General features: G+C 42.7%; 19 protein-coding genes. 7 read left to right on the top strand and 12 right to left on the bottom strand.

Features of this window, described 5'->3' with window-relative positions; all coding sequences use genetic code 11:
- Positions 1-18: 18 nt before the first annotated feature.
- Positions 19-705: a DUF4386 domain-containing protein gene (locus tag L0P89_RS11730; RefSeq protein ID WP_235265285.1), complete on the top strand. Its 687-nt coding sequence runs from the start codon at positions 19-21 to the stop codon at positions 703-705.
- On the opposite strand, the gene L0P89_RS11725 is transcribed toward L0P89_RS11730, so the two are convergent.
- The gene (locus tag L0P89_RS11725) at positions 698-1156 is read right to left on the bottom strand and encodes a Rid family detoxifying hydrolase (RefSeq protein WP_313790928.1); all 459 of its coding nucleotides are present in this window, start codon (positions 1154-1156) and stop codon (positions 698-700) included. The genes L0P89_RS11730 and L0P89_RS11725 overlap by 8 nt on opposite strands.
- A 128-nt stretch (positions 1157-1284) precedes the next feature.
- Here L0P89_RS11725 and L0P89_RS11720 point away from each other — a divergent pair, with 128 nt between their 5' ends.
- The 3 genes from L0P89_RS11720 (at position 1285) to L0P89_RS11710 (ending at position 4485) form a co-directional block, all read left to right on the top strand.
- Positions 1285-2799 carry a helicase HerA-like domain-containing protein gene (locus L0P89_RS11720; protein WP_235265284.1) on the top strand — a complete coding sequence of 505 codons (1515 nt, stop codon included), beginning with the start codon at positions 1285-1287 and terminating at the stop codon, positions 2797-2799.
- Positions 2800-2827: 28 nt separating this feature from the next.
- Positions 2828-3376: a hypothetical protein gene (locus tag L0P89_RS11715; RefSeq protein ID WP_235265283.1), complete on the top strand. Its 549-nt coding sequence runs from the start codon at positions 2828-2830 to the stop codon at positions 3374-3376.
- Between the two features lie 146 nt (positions 3377-3522).
- Complete coding sequence (locus tag L0P89_RS11710; protein WP_235265282.1) at positions 3523-4485, top strand: DUF4440 domain-containing protein; 963 nt, start codon at positions 3523-3525, stop codon at positions 4483-4485.
- On the opposite strand, the gene L0P89_RS11705 is transcribed toward L0P89_RS11710, so the two are convergent.
- Complete coding sequence (locus L0P89_RS11705) at positions 4482-4904, bottom strand: winged helix-turn-helix transcriptional regulator (protein ID WP_235265281.1); 423 nt, start codon at positions 4902-4904, stop codon at positions 4482-4484. The two genes, L0P89_RS11710 and L0P89_RS11705, sit on opposite strands and share 4 nt — an antisense overlap.
- A 98-nt stretch (positions 4905-5002) precedes the next feature.
- Here L0P89_RS11705 and L0P89_RS11700 point away from each other — a divergent pair, with 98 nt between their 5' ends.
- Positions 5003-5842 carry an alpha/beta fold hydrolase gene (locus L0P89_RS11700; protein ID WP_235265280.1) on the top strand — a complete coding sequence of 280 codons (840 nt, stop codon included), beginning with the start codon at positions 5003-5005 and terminating at the stop codon, positions 5840-5842.
- Between the two features lie 51 nt (positions 5843-5893).
- A complete protein-coding gene (locus L0P89_RS11695; RefSeq protein WP_235265279.1) occupies positions 5894-6322 on the top strand; it encodes a VOC family protein in 429 nt (142 codons plus the stop codon).
- Positions 6323-6325: 3 nt separating this feature from the next.
- Here L0P89_RS11695 and L0P89_RS11690 read toward each other — a convergent pair whose 3' ends face one another.
- The gene (locus tag L0P89_RS11690) at positions 6326-6952 is read right to left on the bottom strand and encodes a DUF2306 domain-containing protein (RefSeq protein WP_235265278.1); all 627 of its coding nucleotides are present in this window, start codon (positions 6950-6952) and stop codon (positions 6326-6328) included.
- A 3-nt stretch (positions 6953-6955) separates the two neighbouring features.
- Positions 6956-8686, bottom strand: a complete 1731-nt coding sequence (locus L0P89_RS11685) for an alpha/beta hydrolase-fold protein (RefSeq protein WP_235265277.1) — start codon at positions 8684-8686, stop codon at positions 6956-6958.
- Positions 8687-8809: 123 nt separating this feature from the next.
- Here L0P89_RS11685 and L0P89_RS11680 point away from each other — a divergent pair, with 123 nt between their 5' ends.
- Positions 8810-8971 carry a hypothetical protein gene (locus tag L0P89_RS11680; RefSeq protein ID WP_235265276.1) on the top strand — a complete coding sequence of 54 codons (162 nt, stop codon included), beginning with the start codon at positions 8810-8812 and terminating at the stop codon, positions 8969-8971.
- A 50-nt stretch (positions 8972-9021) separates the two neighbouring features.
- Here the strand turns inward: L0P89_RS11680 and L0P89_RS11675 are convergent, their stop codons facing one another.
- From L0P89_RS11675 to ffh, 8 genes are all read right to left on the bottom strand, one after another.
- Positions 9022-9441 carry a DUF6591 domain-containing protein gene (locus L0P89_RS11675; protein ID WP_235265275.1) on the bottom strand — a complete coding sequence of 140 codons (420 nt, stop codon included), beginning with the start codon at positions 9439-9441 and terminating at the stop codon, positions 9022-9024.
- 33 nt (positions 9442-9474) lie between these two features.
- Positions 9475-9924, bottom strand: a complete 450-nt coding sequence (locus L0P89_RS11670; RefSeq protein ID WP_235265274.1) for a hypothetical protein — start codon at positions 9922-9924, stop codon at positions 9475-9477.
- 25 nt (positions 9925-9949) lie between these two features.
- On the bottom strand, positions 9950-11098 hold the full coding sequence (locus L0P89_RS11665) for an OmpA family protein (protein ID WP_235265273.1): 1149 nt from the start codon (positions 11096-11098) through the stop codon (positions 9950-9952).
- A 90-nt stretch (positions 11099-11188) separates the two neighbouring features.
- Positions 11189-11815, bottom strand: coding sequence for a response regulator transcription factor (locus tag L0P89_RS11660; protein WP_235265272.1), 627 nt, complete (start codon positions 11813-11815; stop codon positions 11189-11191).
- A 17-nt stretch (positions 11816-11832) separates the two neighbouring features.
- Complete coding sequence (locus L0P89_RS11655) at positions 11833-14982, bottom strand: sensor histidine kinase (RefSeq protein WP_235265271.1); 3150 nt, start codon at positions 14980-14982, stop codon at positions 11833-11835.
- 69 nt (positions 14983-15051) lie between these two features.
- Entirely contained in the window at positions 15052-15930 is an 879-nt protein-coding gene (gene folD / locus L0P89_RS11650) for a bifunctional methylenetetrahydrofolate dehydrogenase/methenyltetrahydrofolate cyclohydrolase FolD (protein WP_235265270.1), read from the bottom strand.
- A 32-nt stretch (positions 15931-15962) separates the two neighbouring features.
- Positions 15963-16358 (bottom strand): four helix bundle protein, encoded by a 396-nt coding sequence (locus tag L0P89_RS11645; RefSeq protein WP_235265269.1) that lies wholly within the window; start codon positions 16356-16358, stop codon positions 15963-15965.
- A 78-nt stretch (positions 16359-16436) separates the two neighbouring features.
- Positions 16437-17765, bottom strand: coding sequence for a signal recognition particle protein (gene ffh / locus L0P89_RS11640; protein WP_235265268.1), 1329 nt, complete (start codon positions 17763-17765; stop codon positions 16437-16439).
- Between the last annotated feature and the right edge of the window lie 43 nt (positions 17766-17808).

Below are 17808 nucleotides of genomic sequence, written 5' to 3'. Positions count from 1 at the left end.
AACATAAAAACAAAAAAAATGACCGCCAATAAAAAGACAGCGAGACTTGCAGGCCTGCTTTACCTTCTTGTCGTTGTATTCGGAATTTTCAGTTTGCTGTATGTTCCTTCCCAACTGATTATTTTCAACGATTCAGCCACCACCTTATCAAATATCAAAAGTTCAAATTTCTTGTTCAGGCTCGGAATAGTTGCAGAGAGCATAAGCTTCACCGCTTTTTTGTTGTTGCCCCTGGTCTTGTACAAACTACTTCATTTCGTAAACAAACCGGTTGCCGTAACCATGGTGGCCCTTGCCGTGCCAAGTGTTCCAATTCTATTTTCCAACTTAATGAACAAGTTTGCCATTCTCAGTTCCATCTCAAATGACCATATACCTACCGGTCAATTACAAGAACAGGTAATGTTTTATTTGACCCAGTTCAACTATGGCAATCTTATCGGGCAAAATTTTTGGGCCCTATGGCTATTCCCTTTTGGATATTTGGTCTACAAGTCCGGTATTTTGCCCAAACTGTTAGGTGTTTTCTTAATGGTGGGTAGCATTGGTTACTATCTGGATTTTTTGGGAAGGATAATGATAGAGAACTATTATGATTATGCCATTTCAAGCTACATTACCATACCTGCAAGTATTGGTGAAATTGGCACATGCCTTTGGTTACTGATTGCCGGTGCCAAAACGGATAAACCCGCCTCTACTTAACAGCGGTCACATCAATTTCAATCTTGGCCCCAACGGCCAGCCCGGCCGCGGCATAGGTCGTACGGGCAGGTTTTTTGGTGAAGTATTTTACATATATCTCGTTAAAGGCCCTAAAATCGTTGATATCACTTAAAATTACGGTACACTTTACCACATTGTCCAAGGTGAGGCCATGTCGGGCCAAAACGCCTTGAATGTTCTTGATGGCCTGTTCGGTCTCGCCTTGAATCCCTCCTTCAGCCAGTTTTCCCACAGCTCGGTCCATACCGATCTGACCTGCCAAAAAGAAAAGGTTCCCGGCCTGTACCGCTTCACTGAACGGAGCCTTTTGACGCTCTGGATCGGGAGACTTGTGAAAAATGATTTCCGTGCGCTTTTGTGAAAAGATATTTTGCTGTATTGCAACTACCATAAAAACGACCAGTATCGTTTGTAGACCCATAACTTTCATTTTGTCAACTTTTTTGGTTTGATACTAATTTCACAAATTTTCACGAATTCCGATCGGTGGTTCAAGTTAAATTCCAAATTCGCATTTCTAACTATGAATTTCCCTATTTTTATCGCAAACTCACCACTATGGGCAACAAAGAGAAATTCTTTTCACACATTGAAAAGGGATATACCATGAAAGGCGATTACATTACCATGGGAGCGGGCATGGTCGATGGTGATACGGTGAATAGCGCCTTTATCAAAGTACCCCTGAAAACATTGAACCGCCACGGACTCATTGCCGGGGCCACGGGTACGGGAAAAACAAAGACTCTTCAGGTAATCTCTGAAAACCTTTCTGAAAAGGGAATTCCCATACTGTTGATGGATTTAAAAGGTGATTTGAGCGGCATCGCCCAACCAAGTCCGGGACACCCGAAAATAGATGAACGCCATGAGGCAATTGGGCTGCCTTTCGAGCCTAAGGGTTTCCCTGTTGAAATTCTATCACTTTCAGAACAAGACGGTGTTCGGTTACGCGCCACCGTTTCTGAATTTGGCCCTGTTCTGCTGTCCAGGATTTTGGATCTTACCGTCACCCAAGAAGGTATTGTGGCAGTGGTCTTCAAATACTGTGATGACAACAAACTGCCCTTATTGGATCTAAAGGATTTCAAAAAAGTACTGCAATACGCCACGGGCGAGGGCAAAAAGGAGTTTCAAAAAGACTATGGTCGAATTTCCACGAGTTCGACGGGCACTATACTCAGAAAAATCATCGAGTTGGAGCAACAAGGTGCAGACCTCTTTTTTGGTGAAAAGTCTTTTGAAGTAGATGATCTCACCAGAATCGATGAAAATGGTAGGGGCTATATCAACATCATACGATTGACCGACATACAAGACAAGCCCAAATTATTCTCGACCTTTATGCTAAGCCTTTTGGCGGAAATCTATTCTACCTTTCCAGAGCAGGGAGATAGTGACCGTCCTGAATTGGTATTGTTCATCGATGAGGCCCACTTGATTTTTGAAAATGCCTCAAAGGCCTTGCTCGACCAAATCGAGAGCATCGTCAAACTGATCCGTTCAAAAGGTATTGGCCTGTTCTTCGTAACACAAAACCCTACCGATGTGCCCGATGATGTGCTGGCACAACTGGGCCTGAAAGTGCAACATGCGCTTCGCGCCTTTACCGCCAAAGATCGAAAGGCCATTAAGCTTACGGCGCAGAACTATCCTGACTCCGAGTTCTACAAAACCGAAGAGATTTTGACCTCATTGGGCATTGGTGAGGCGCTGATTTCCGCTTTAGATGAAAAAGGTCGCCCTACCCCCCTTGCAGCTACCATGCTACGTGCCCCCATGAGCCGTATGGATGTGCTCACCAATGCAGAGCTGAAAGAAGCCATTGGCAAATCAAAGCTCATCAAAAAGTATAATGATACCATTGACAGGGAAAGTGCCTATGAAATCTTAAATGAAAAAATCGAGAAGGCCCAAGAAGAGGCCGAAAAAGAAAAGGCAAGAAAAACCACTGCTCGTCGAACCACGTCAACCAGACGGCGAAGTACCCGTATGAACCCAGTGGTCAAGGTGCTGACCAGTGCCACTTTTATACGTGGAGTTTTGGGTGTTTTGAAAAAGGTGATTCGTTAGGTTCTGGACCCTAAAATCTTTATTGAGAATGAAAAAATGTTTTTTGGCAGTCGTAGTTTTGAACTTGATGTTTTTAAGTGCCTGTATTGAAAAAGACACCACTTTTCTGATTACCGAAACCAGTATAGGACCCTTGCAAAAAACCACGATTTTTGATGATGTGGAAAACATTTTTGCCCAAGACTCCATTGTGAAGGACACATTTCGGTTGAAATCTGATGGCATACCCAAGAAAATAAAGGTTTTTGAGAAAGGCGGAAAGCACTTGCTCACTTTGAAACCTTCGCAAGACAGCGTCCCCAAGGTAGAAAACATCCAGGTTTTTGATAGTCGATATTTGACCGAAAGCGGTATCGGGCTACGAAGTACTTTTAAGGATATTCAAACCCGATATAAAATTAGAAAGATTGTGACCACTTTGAAAAGTGTGGTCATCTTTCCAAAAGAAAGTGACCTATATTTTACCATTGATAAAGAAGAGCTGCCATCAGCCCTGCGATATTCGACTTCGAACATAGAAGCGGTTCAAATTCCTGATGAGGCCAAAATCAAATATTTGATGATGGGGTGGGAGTGATACCATAGGTCACTTAATGGCCAGTATCTATACTCTTGCCCTTTTTTAAATACCCAGAATACCAAAGAGGGGCTTTCGTGTTAATTTATTCACAAGAGGTAGTTTAGGCTGAGTAGTTTTCGATAATTTAAGTCAAAATCAACCAAATGAAAACACGCTACTTTGGTTTTCTTTTTCTCTTACCTCTCTTTTTGACCGCACAATATGAATACGAACCCTCGGCAGAACATCCCTATGGATTGCCGAATCCTAAAGCCCCGAAAGAGTTATTGGACTTTGCTCCATTGATTGGTGAATGCAATTGTAAATCACAAATGCGAAACCAAGATGGAACTTGGGCTGAAACGACCAGTATGTTGTGGCGTTTCAAATACATTATGAACGGTCATGCCGTTCAAGATGAAACACTAAAGCCTGATGGTGGATATTCGGGCAGTATTCGTCAGTTCATACCCGATAGCACTCGCTGGTATGTTCATTATTACAGTAACAAAGGCTTATCTACAGTACTTCCGGCATGGGAAGGTACCAAGCAAGAGAATGGAGACATATTACTGTACAGAGAACAAAAAGCGCCCAATGGTATGGATGGTTATTATCGTATTACGTTCAGCGAGATAGATGATAACGGTTTCAAATGGGCCGGTGAATGGGTGAATATCGATGAGACCATTGTTTACCCCACTTGGAAAATAGATTGTACAAACGGTAAGATTAAAAGCGGAAATATTCAAGACAAAGAAGCAATAATCTCTGCATCGAATGAATTCTCAAAAGCGTTCATGGCCAAAGATGTAACGGGCATGGTCAATACCTATACCAGCGATGCAAAAATATTTCCGAACAATCTTGAAATCTTGAGTGGTGAAAATTTAAAAAAATACTGGACCCCCAATGAAAACTCACTAGAAACGATTCACCACAAGATAACTTCTGAACATATTCAATTTTTTGGCAATTACGCACATGACTATGGCCATTACGAAGGCAAGACCAAACAAGAAGATGGTTCAATTGTCGAATGGAAGGGAAAATATGTGGTTGTCTGGAAAAAGGAGAATGATAATTGGAAAATGTACCTAGATATTTGGAACCGTATCAAAGACTAAACCAATCCATATTTTTCACGATTGGCCAATACCTTAGGACTATTTTCTTGCATCCATTCCGTTAGGTTCAATAGGCGTTCCACATAGTTTTTACCAAATTCGGTCAAGCTGTACTCAACACGTATGGGTACTTCGGCATAGGCTTCCCTGCTGATATAGCCATCGGCTTCGAGTACTTTCAGTCGCTGGCTCAGCACCTTGTTCGAGATGCCGTACACATACTTTTTTAACTTGTTGAAGCGCAATATCGGAAAGTACCCCAACCAAAGTAAGATCAAAATGCTCCACTGATCGGAGGCCACCGACATCACGTCACGTACAGGGCAAAGTTCTGGTGGATTTTTATAGTCTAAATGGCCGAACATTTTTTCCAATTTTTTGGCCATTGTAATCTCTTGATTTTCAGTAACAGTTTCCATAGTACCACTTGGTTTTGATAAAGTGACTTCTTTTTACTTAGCGAAAGAATGTTTATTTTTAGTTTCCTTTATAGAGTAAGTTACAAAAAGTAACCTAAATGAAAAAACTACTGACCCGAATAATTCCACTTTTCTATGGCCAATGGCTCAATCTTGTCGTGCTCTTTGATAAGCAGAAAGCCGCTCAAATTGCATTTGATATTTTTTGCACGATACGAAAGGGGCGTGTCAGGCCCGAGCAAGAAGACTTTTTGGATGCTGCAAAATTATCGGTCGAAGAAGTCATAGAACAGCAAATACAGGCCTATCGATGGCCTGGCGGCAAAGACACCGTTCTTTTGTTGCATGGCTGGGAGAGCAATACCCATCGTTGGCGCAACCTCATAAAAAAGCTACAAGAGCATGATTTTGATATTTTGGCATTCGATGCCCCTGCCCATGGGAACTCTACTGGAAAAATGTTGCATGTTCCTCTGTACGCCCATACATTGCGGCATTTTTTGAAAAAGTACCAACCTAAATCAGTGGTGGCACATTCTATTGGTGGCATGACCATTTTGTACGATCACTTTGTCAATCCAGAATCTTCTGTTGAAAAAATAGTTACCGTTGGTTCCCCTTGTGAATTTGAACGGTTTATGCACCATTACCAAGAAATTCTGAAATTCAACAAAAGGGTTTGGAAAGCCATGGACAAAAGACTTAAAGATTGGTTTGGATACCACTTCAACGAGTTCTCAAGTGCACGTTTTGTCACGAACAATACCAAAAAAGGACTTCTTTTTCATGATAAATCAGATATGCAGGTTCCCTATACCGAATCGGTACGTGTTCATGAGCACTGGAAAGGAAGCAAATTGGTCTTGACCGAGGGATTGGGGCACTCTATGCACCAAACTCAGGTAAATGAACAGATTGTGGCATTTTTGGAAGAATAATTGCAAACAAGTACTTCAATCGTTTATTTTTAAATGTCAAATTTCAGCACTATGGGCATAACACCCTTTCATGTGGCCATTCCCGTGCACAATTTAGATGAATGTCGTATCTTTTACCGTGAAGTCTTAGGTTGTGACGAAGGCCGTAGCAGCGACCATTGGGTCGATTTCAACCTGTTCGGCCATCAAGTGGTCATTCACTACAAGCCAATTTCGATAGCGACTGAAGAGAAGTTGCACACCAATCCCGTAGATGGCAAAGATGTGCCCGTACCCCATTATGGTGTGGTATTGCCATGGGAGGTCTTTGGATCTTTTTCAAAGAAGTTACAGGAAAAAGGAGTCGAGTTTATCATCGAACCCTATGTACGTTATAAGGGTGAAGTAGGTGAACAGGCCACCATGTTCTTCCTTGATCCTGCCGGAAATGCCCTTGAATTCAAGGCCTTTAAGGATATGGACCAGCTGTTTGCAAAATAATGCTCAACCCAAGATCAACCCTTTTCGTCTCACCCAAAGATGGGCAAAAATCAGGTTGGGCACCCAACAAAGCCATGCCACGATTTTATAGGCAATCAAAAACTCACCGAAGGCAAAGGTCAACAAAGGCAGCCACAACCTAAGGGTCACCGCCGCAAAACAGGCCGCATAGCTGTATATCATCATGCCTTGGTGCAGCTGCAAATCTTTTTTCTTAATCGCCCGGTAAGCAGCTATCGTGGTGTAGAGCCATACAAGTCCGAGAAGTATAAAACCCAAAGAAGTGACCCATCCGCCCGTGGCATAAAAGCCGATATAAACGGCACAGACCCCACTGATCAGCACTGCAGCAACGTATATCTTCCCCAAATTACGGTGAAGGTAAAGATGTTTTGTACGTAGCTTTTTGCTGAACTGTGACCACCCTGTGAGCAGCGCAATACCCCCAAAAATGATATGGCCGTAAAAACCGATGTTCCAAAGGTCATCTGATAAAAGTTCTTTTGATTTACTTAATAGAAGGCCCATTTCCTTCCCCCCGAAAATATATCCCAAAGGGTACAGACCGACCCCTATCGCCAAAAAGGTGAAAACAAACCATGCAATTTTATTGGTAGTGCGCCCTGCCATCTTTTATTGATATCGCCAACTGGTCAAATCGGCCCCTTGGGGGGCACTCTCGGCTATTCGTTTCATTATTTTGGGCACGTACATGCTGTTATAGCGCAAACGACTGATATGATTGGGCAGTTCTAGGTCGCCGTTCCAACAGTGTTCGGCCCTATCGCCATAAAGCACCTCACCTTCATAATAAGGGTCTGTGGTCTGCTCTAGAAAGTCTTCCATGAGATATACGGCATTATTGAGGTAATAGTTATCCATATCACCGCAATAGATATGTATTTTTCCCCTCAATTTCTTCCCCAACTTGTCCCAATCGCGTTCAAGAATGTAGCGCAAATCATAGTTCTCTTTCCAATATTCGGCAACACCATGATCGATGTCTCCCGACATTTTGTCCCATAAACGAACGGGGTAACCATCATCACCTTGGGGTGAATAGGTAGCTTCCCAAATATCCCATTGTTGGCCTGAACGTGACTTGGTGCCCAAAACCAATTCTAAATGATTATAGTCTTTGACAGAAATATCTACATGGCCCAAATAATCGCGATGCCCGGGCACTTCAAATTTCTTGTGGGCGCCCTCGTAATAGTATGCGTTCTTATCGTCATAGATATTGGTCAGGCAATACGCCCTAAAATCAATGGGGTCTGGGCAAGCGGCAAAACAGCCGTTGTACTCATCTGGATATTTGACCTGTACGGCCAATGCTTCCCAACCACCTGTTGAGCCCCCGTAAAGAAAGCGGGCCCAGCCTTCGCCAATACCCCTGAATTGCTTTTCTATATGTGGAATCAACTCATAGGTTATTGCATCACCATAAGGCCCTTGACTGGCCGAATTCACTGCATATGAGTCGTCATAATAGGGAGTTGGGTGTTGTATTTCTATAATCAAGAACCTAGGGAAATCGGGTTCATTCCATCGTTTATAAAAATCATGGGCCTCTTGCTGTTGCATGATGTTGTACCCCTTGACACCAAAGCGTTCTGAATAATCGGGTTCAAGACCGGGATCAGGTGGTACGGTACGAAAACCGCCGAAATCATCAGGAAAATGCCCGTGAAAGATCATCAATGGATATCTGGCTTCGGGGTGCTCATCAAATCCTTTTGGCAGTAGTACGTGGGCACCCAAATACATATCCCTGCCCCAAAACTCAGACAACTTTTCAGATTTGATCTTTATGTGTTTGATCCATTCGGTATCTTCGGGCTCTTCGATAGGCGGTATCTTTTGATCCATGATTACCTGAACGTCTTTCAATCCGTTTTCAGTGATGGTCACCTTAAAGGGTTCGCTATAAAGGTTTCCCGGTGAACGGTTCCATTGTTGGCCTTCACCATTGTCCATCGGCAATTTTACGGTATGTCCGGTCGAAAGATCGAAAGATTCATACACGTGCAACAGTGCCTGCACTTGATATTCACCGGATGGAATTTCAGCCATGCTGGCATAAGGAAAACCAAATACCTCAGCATCAAATACTTTTGCCTCTTCAGGTTGCATGTTTTCAACGTCAATACCAAAAATGATTTGTCCATTAAGGCCAGCATTGATTTGAAAGCGCGGCTCTTTTTCATCATTGTTCGAGAACATTAGCAACAAACGCCCATCTTTTGCTTCATTGGCCACTTCTTTTGAAAAAGACACTTCAATGGTAGCATCAGATTTTTTTTCTGTTGTACAGCCCCAAAAAAAAGCGGAAAAAACAAGAACAGAGAAGAGAGAAAATTTCATGATTGGCTTTTTCTTCAAAAAAGATACTGATTTTGAAGAACCTGACGGCCAAAATTGGCCCAAAAACATACGAAACCCCTATGATTTCGCGTTTATTTTAGATAACCTACTTATTGCGCATCCATGAAAACCATATTTCTGTTGATCGCTGTTTTTTTTGGCTCACTGGCCGTGACCGGTTGCACCAATGATGAAGGTGACAATGACATCGATCTCATCACGCCTACCGATGACGAGGCCACAGTCAATGAGACCGATACTGGCTATAATGATCAAAAAAACTAAAGCCTCGGCTTTCACCAAGGCTTTATTATTTTGGCAACTTGAAAACCAGGTTATTTAAAACCCAGTTCCTCCATCTTTTTTTCCATATTATCTGATATCTCTTTTACTCTTTCCTCATACTTTGTATGCTTTGCACAAGATACCGAGAGTGTCAACCATTGTTGTGACCAAGAAGAAGCCTTTTGCATCATCTGTGAGTATTCGGGAGAGGTAACCGCTTTCATTGGGTCATCTTTATACTTTGATAAAAAGGCGATATACTCTTCAGACCACTCTTCATACTGGTCGATAAAGTCATCACAGTCTTTGGCTCTTTCAAAATCGGCAGTATCTGTAGATTCATCATCTTTACTGCTTGAAATTACAATTTCCGAATCGTCCTCGACCACTTCCCCTGATTTGGATTTCTTTTTACATGAAATACCCAACAGAAAAATGGAGCAAAGGGCCAGTAGTATCGTATTTTTCATTGCTTTGGTTTTAAAACGTTAAGATACAACTATTTATCGGCCTTTTGGTTTTGGCAGACCTTCGAATCGATTTAGAACCTGGCTTATTTTCCTTTCCAAGTCTTTTAACCTTTCCTCTAGACTTCTGGGGGTTATTCGGTTATGACGATCATAGGGCAACACCGCATTGGGTGAATTGAACCAACCGGGATATTCCTTTCGAATGCTGTCCAGTTCGGCCCTTCTCGCGGCAAGGCAGGTTTTGATTCTTTCCACCAGCATTTCAGCTTCCTTGTAATCGGCCAGGGTATAATCAGACGGATTAGCTTCCATATTCTTGATCTCTGCTTGGGTGTTCTTCAACTTTTGTTTACAATCTTCGATTTCGTCCAACAACTCCTGCACCCTTTCTTGGGACGGATATTGATAGGTCTGGCCAAAAAGTGGGGTCGATGTCAAGCCGGTGTATAGCATCAATACCATAACTACTGCTACTCTTTTCATAATCAACGTATCAGTTTAGAAATGCTCATCGCATTACAAATTCTACCCTTCTGTTGGTGGCCCATGCCTTTTCATTGTTAGATCGATCTATAGGCCGTTCTTCGCCATAACCCACGGTTGACATTCGTGAGCTTTTAATACCTTTGGACACCAGGTACTTCTTTACGGCCATGGCCCTGTTCTCTGAAAGCAATTGGTTGGCTTCCTCTGTACCGTTGGAATCAGTATGGCCTTCAATGGTCACTTCAGTATCTACGTGTTCTTTGAGCATGTTCACGATTTTCTCCAATGCTGGATAGGATTCCTTTTTGATCACATACTGATCGTTATCAAAGTAAATATCCTGAACGACAATCCTTCCCTTGGTTACCAGGCGCTCATAAAGGGGCAAGCCCGCTTTGGCTATTGAAAAATGGTTGATCATTGATTTTGTTTGGCCTACACGTGATGAACCTGGCGAAGACGCATAAATTTCTATATGGGTAAATTCATACTTGCCAATGTCTGGGTTGTTGACCAACTGAACCCCATCAAAGAAAGCCTTTAGATTACCCTTGTTAAATGATACCTGAATGGTGTGCCAGCCCCGAGGTGGCTGACCCGGCATGCGTGATAGGTTATCGTTGCCATTGCCAATCAAAGAATTCGCAATTCTAATATCATGGTGCTTATATATGTCTTTGGAGTTCCTAAGATTGAGGTTGTAGAATTGGTTTCCGCCTTCTAGGTTAAAATGCACTTGAATCTCAATTTTGAATGAATCGCCCAAATAATCATCCCCTTCGATTGTGGGCTTAATGGTCGCATAATTGGAAATCCATTCGATGACCTCATCGCGTTGGCCGGCTTCAGAAAAACTGTTGTTCTGAATAGAACCTTTGATATGTGTCCACTTTGAAGGAAATTCTGTTGCCCTTTCCCCATTGAAATCATCATGAAACAGTAAATCGGCCCTATTGATGAAACCTTGGTCGACCACATACTCTTTCATTTGCTTTTTGTTTGAAGTCTTTACGGCACCCTCGTCGCCAGCCTCTTCACTTACCACTTCCTCTACCTTGTCCTCTACCTTGTTCTTTACTTTTTTGAACAGTGTATTTTGCCCTTGAACCTGCACAATGCCCATACAGAAGATGGTCAAGAGCGCAAAACCGATTGTCTTTAGTGTTCCCATTTTTGGATGATTTTATGATTAACTTATCAAATGTCTCTTTTTGAGCTATTTGCGTCAATCACCCATATGGGGTATTTAATGGTAAGTGGCTTAGATAAGTTTCTGCTTAATGGCCTTGTATATGGCTTCTGCCCTATTGCCCACATGCAATTTTGAGTAAATATTCTTGATGTGGCTTTTTACGGTATGCGGACTCAAAAATGCTTTTTCAGCAATTTCTTTGTAGTTCAACCCTTTAGACAACATGCGCAATATTTCGGTCTCGCGCTCAGAAAGCGGATTCTCAATCACCCGAAACGAATTGATGATACGTCTGGCAATAGTGCTACTCATGGGAGCACCACCTTCAAACACTTCTCGAATATGAACCAACAGTTCTGCGGGGCTGGTATCTTTCAACAAATAGCCTGAGGCCCCTGCGCAAAGGGACTCAAAGATGGAATCGTCATCAGATTGTACGGTAAGCATAATAATATCCAATTCAGGATTTTCAATCTTGAGCTGGCGTGTCACTTCGATTCCCGACCTGCCAGGAAGGTCAATATCCATTAAAACAATGTCAACAGGAAGGTTTCCTATGGAAGCCAAAGCCGATTCTCCATCTGGGAATGCATATTTACAAGTAAAACCTGAAGATCCATCGATAATAAGGTTCAGGGTCTGACGAATCTCATTATCGTCTTCAACTATGGCAATATGAATATCTTGTATAGACATTACGTCACAAGTTACGTTTACTTATCAGAAAATTCATCACCCATATGGGGTATTCTGTCCAGAGCTATGGTCGTGCCCTTGGTTGAAGAAACAATCGATAACCTGGCCCCTATGCTTTCGGCCCTGTTCGACATATTTTTTAATCCCCTGCCCTTCGATTTTTTGTTGGCATCAAAACCCGATCCATTATCGCTAAATTCCATTTTCGAGAATCTGCCATTTGCGCTTAAATTCAAGGTTGCTTTTTTGGCCTGGGCATATTTAAGACAATTGTTCATGGCCTCTTTAAAAATCATTACAACCTGTTTTTTGGTTTTAGGATTCAACATGCGTTCGGTAAAAACCTCTTGGAATTCACTGGTCGTAAAATCGATATCACTCTGCTCAAACAGCTCTTCACCAAATGACTTAAGCCTTAAAAAAGTATCGGCCAAACTGTCTTTTTGCGGATCTATGACCCAAAGTAAATCCCTAAATCCTGTAGAAAGTCCTTTAGTATTGGCCCTTATCTTTTGAAAAAAAGGCCGTGGATCTTCATTCCCCTCCAAATTTCGCTCGGCCATGGTCAAGAACATTGATATTTTGGTGAGCATGGAACCCAGTTCGTCGTGAAAATCTGCCGCATTCTCTTTTCGCAATTGCTCCCGTTCATTGATTATGGCTGCTTCCATAGTTATTTTTTGTTCCCAATCGCGTTCCTTTTTTCTAATTCTGATGCGATATACCACAGCAATAGCCATAGTAAGAAGAAGAACATAACCAAATAGTGCCCAATTCGTTTTCCAAAATGGGGGGTTAACGGTCACATGCAACCGAATGGGATTGCCAGACCACTGACCGAGGCCGTTTGCCCCATCTAAAATCAGTTCATAGTCACCTGAAGGAAGGTTGTAATAGGTAAGCTCAGAGTCGTTTCCCGTTTCAATCCAAGTCTCATTTGAAGGCAAAAATTTATGGCGGTACCTATTGAACGATGGATTCAAAAAATCAAGGGCCGCATAATTGATCTTTATCGAATTTTCGCGATAGGAAAGCCCTATTTTGCCATCCACCAGTCTATCATATACCGAATTGAAACCCTCTTCTTTTTTACCGATGCTCTCAAGGTCGGTAAGGGCAAGTTGAAAATTTGAGGTATTTATGCCACTATTTGCCCTGTGGGAAAAAATACTGATCCCATCACGGCTACCGATAAACACGTTATCATTATCATCGATTAAAATTGAATTGCGGTATGGAATATTATCGACCAATCCATCTTGCGCCGTGAAATATTCTTTTTCAACAAAGCGCATTGAGGCACTATCAAATTGTGTTTTGAGAACCCCATTGGTGGTGCAAATCCATAAATGGCCTTTTGAATCTTCTTGTATGCCCAAAACGTACTCTGATGGCAGTCCTTCAGCATGACCAAATTGGAGAAACCGATCTTCTTCGGGCAAGTAGAGGTTGAGCCCTCTTTGGGTGGCAACCCAAAGATTGTTTGAGCTGTCATTGAAGATTTTTTTTATCGAGTTGTTACTCAAGCCTTTAAAGTTGGCATAAACACTGGTATACCCTTTAAAAACACCTTGATCAAAATCATCAATAAGCCTACTGACCCCACTGAAGGTGCCAATCCAAAAAGCTCCATTGGCGTCTCTTTCAATGCTCATGGCCTGCGAGTTTACCAGACTTTCAGGTCTTTCCTTATCATGGGCGAACACTTCTATGCTGGGTTGTTTTAAGTTACCATTGGGCAGGGTCAACTTCAACAATCCGTGATAGTTGCCGATCCAAAAGCTGTTTTTGTCAATCTGTTCGACCTCAAAAGACCAATTGTGTGGAAGCCCATCTGCTATACTATATCTAATGAATTCACCCGGATTTTGGTCATCGTCCAATTGAGTAACAAAAAGTCCGCCATCGGCACCTATCCATAATCTATTCTCGGTATCGATGAACAAGTCTCGAGAAAGTTGCATGTTTGCATCTTCAAAGTACAGATAGTTCTCTGGGCATGCGCCCTGTAGCAGGTCCTCTTTTTTGAACCTATACAGAGCCGTTGAAGTGGTCACCCATAGGTTTGATCTGTTATCTTCAAGAATCGCATAAATACCATAAAAATTGGGAAGACAGTTTTCTTGGTGTCTCGGTGGAAATGTCAATAACCTATCTTGACTCTTGCTGAATTTGTACAGGCCATTGGTGTTGGCTGCCCACACATTACCTTGATGGTCTTTGAATACGGCTTTCACGTCTCCAGACATTGCTAAAAACCCATTTTTGGTGATTATCTTTTTTTCGATCAATCTACCTGTCATCCACCCGTATTTTTTGAGGCCGTTCTTCCAAGTGGCCAACCATAAGTTGCCTTCATCATCGATCTCGAGATCTTGAATATGGTAATTCGGTACCGCCCCTTCTTGACCATTGAACCTACTGACCATCAAGCGATCTCTTTTATGAACGCCCTTTAGCAGCCCTATGGATGAGGCGATGAGCACGATTGAATCATTGTAGTGCCTGTACTGAAAAAGGCTTGCGTCGTTTAGGTCAAGGTCTTCTTCACTTTCAATTGCCATGGGTCTGAAATCGTACTGCTGGCCTTGTTTCATTATGTATGGGCCTTCATTGGTAGCTACCCAAATGCTGCCCTCGTGGTCTTGCGATATGCCCCAAATTGTCTCTTGGGCAACCTCACTGTTGCCTCCTTCTGATAGAAAGTGAATGGGCCCGCCATCTTTTTCCAACAAAAAAAGGCCTCCGTAGGTGCCTACCCACAGTCTGTTCTGCACATCTTCAAAAACACTAAGAACGTATTCTTGTGACTCTGTCGGATTCTCTAAAAGCTTTATGTACTTCACGGTTTCATCTTCAAGTACATGCAGGCCCATGGGCGTTCCGAGCCATATCTTGTCGTCTGAAGCCGTAATGACCGTATTTATTTTGTTGTCCCTTAGGCCAATGGTATCTTTCAGTGCAGCCTTGAATGGTTTGAACTTTTTACCATCAAACTTAAAAAGCCCATTATTGCCCGCCACCCATATGAAGCCATGGCTATCTTGGGCAACATCCCTGACAATACGTGAAGGAAGTCCATTGTCATCGGCATAACGGGCCGTCTCGTACAGCTGCCCCGAAAGCTCGCCTACCGAAAACAGGAGAAAAGTCAACAATATTCTCATTAAACCTTTTGTATCCAATACTTTATGTACTTAAAGATACTAAAGGTCGGTAATTGTTGTGAAAGTGCTTTACGCTCGGTGCCGCTTACGCGCCAAAAGTGTATTCTTCAATAGCATTGCGATGGTCATGGGACCAACTCCACCCGGTACGGGTGTAATATAGGAAGCTTTTTTGCCCACGTTTTCAAAATCGACATCACCGGTGATATAATAGCCTCTTTCTCGCGAATCGTCAGGCACACGGGTGATCCCCACATCAATGACGACAACGCCTTCTTTGACCATATCGGCTTTTAGAAAGTTCGGAACGCCTAAAGCCGATACAATGATATCTGCTTGAAGTGTCAGCTCTTTTAAATTTTTGGTTCGGCTATGCGTAATGGTCACCGTAGCATTGGCCGCCTTTCCTTTTTGGCTCATCAAAATACTGATGGGCCGTCCGACGATATGGCTGCGCCCGATCACAACGGTATGCTTTCCCTCGGTATCTATGTCATATCGTTGAAGTAGCTCCATAATTCCGAATGGGGTGGCAGGAATAAAAGACTCCATATCCAATGCCATTTTGCCGAAGTTGGTGGGATGGAACCCATCTACATCTTTGTCAGGGTCTACGGCCATCAGCACCTTTTGCTCATCGATATGTCTGGGCAAGGGCAATTGTACGATATATCCATCAATATCAGGGTTTTCATTCAAGCTTTTGACCTGTTGCAATAACTCTTCTTCTGTAGTTTCTTCTGGAAGATGAACCAATGTCGATTCGAAACCAATTTTCTTGCACGAACGTACCTTACTGCCCACATAAGTAAGGCTGGCACCATCATTGCCCACCAAAACAGCCGCCAAATGAGGGGTCTTTTCACCCCGTTCTTTCATTTCAGTGACCTCTATGGCAATCTCATCTTTGATTTGATTGGATATTTTTTTTCCGTCAAGAATGTTCATAAGATTCTAAAGTTTAATGTTAAAGGTTCACCTCACTTATTTTTGTATTTGAAACCCCTAAATTCAGATTTTGACAAGTAGTTCATGAATGCACCGATCTTTTTACTATTGACCATTATTTTTTTCTTTAAAACATCAAATGTTTCCTTATCAATATGCCCTCTATCGAAAGTTCTGTACAATTGCGAACGAAGTTCACCACAAGATGCTTTTGAAATACTTAAAAATTGAATGAATTCCCTATTGCCATTACGCTCAAAGCCTTCAGCTATATTATCCATTACCGAGCCTGAAGATTTATCCATTTGATCTCTCAGGGCATAATTTCGGCCCAATGGGGTATTCTCTATCAAATCGTAAACATCATTGCAAATCTCTCTTGCCCGTTGCCAAATTTCAAGGTCTTCAAACATTTCAACCCTTGCCATATTGTCCTATTTGGGAATTTATCAAACCTTGAACCTTGAACCTTGAACCTTGAACCTTGAACCTTGAACTAAAATATACTAACGCATATTTTGCATCATTTGCATCATTTTTTTGCCGCCACCGCCCTGCATCATCTTCATCATTTTGCTCATTTGGTTGAACTGCTTCAGCAACTGATTGACCTCTTGTATCGAGCGGCCGCTACCAACTGCGATACGCTTTTTACGGCTTGAATTCAGTTTAGATGGATTGGCACGCTCATCGGGCGTCATAGAATGTATCATGGCCTCGATATGCTTGAAGGCATCGTCATCGATATCGATACCTTTCATGGCCTTGCCCATACCGGGAATCATGCCCATCAAATCTTTCATATTGCCCATTTTCTTGATTTGTTGTATCTGACTGAGAAAGTCATCAAATCCGAAACGGTTTTTGGCAATCTTCTTTTGAATTTTTCGGGCTTGTTCTTCATCAAACTGTTCTTGGGCACGTTCAACCAAGGAAACCACATCGCCCATTCCCAAGATACGGTCGGCCATACGGGAGGGATGAAAGACATCTATGGCTTCCATCTTTTCACCTGTACCTATGAACTTTATGGGCTTGTCAACCACTGATTTGATCGATATGGCCGCACCCCCACGGGTATCGCCATCCAATTTTGTCAAAATGACCCCGTCAAAATTCAAAACGTCATTGAAGGCTTTGGCGGTGTTCACAGCATCTTGGCCGGTCATGGCATCGACCACGAACAAGGTCTCTTCAGGGTCTACGGCCTTGTGAATATTGGCAATCTCGGTCATCATCTGTTCATCTACCGCCAATCGGCCCGCAGTATCTATGATGACCACATTCTTGCCGTTCTCCCTAGCATGTTTGATACCTGCCTTGGCTATGGCCACCGGATCACTGTTGCCCCTATCAGAATATACCTCGATACCTACCTGATCACCGACAATGTGCAATTGATCAATAGCCGCTGGACGATAGACGTCACAGGCCACCAGCAATGGTTTTTTATTTTTTTTCTTGTTTAGATAATTCGCCAGTTTTCCAGAAAAAGTGGTCTTACCCGAACCTTGGAGACCCGACATCAAAACGACTGATGGATTGCCCGAAAGGTCAATGTCTTCAGCCTCACCGCCCATCAACGCTGTCAATTCGTCTTTGACGATTTTGACCATCAGTTGGCCAGGTTGAAGGGTGGTCAGCACATTTTGGCCCAGTGCTTTTTCTTTGACCCTATTGGTAAACTCTTTGGCTATCTTGAAGTTGACATCGGCATCGAGCAAAGCACGCCGTATCTCTTTCATGGTCTCGGCCACGTTTATTTCAGTGATTTGACCACGCCCTTTCAGTACATGTAACGCCTTATCGAGTTTTTCACTTAAATTATCAAACATAGGTTTCCAGCATTTTTAAGGAGCACAAATTTAAGAAATACTG

This window comes from Muricauda sp. SCSIO 65647 (assembly GCF_021534965.1).
Taxonomy (GTDB): Bacteria; Bacteroidota; Bacteroidia; order Flavobacteriales; family Flavobacteriaceae; genus Flagellimonas_A.
Note: the sequence above shows the minus strand (reverse complement) of the source record. Positions and strands in the feature narration are given on the sequence as shown.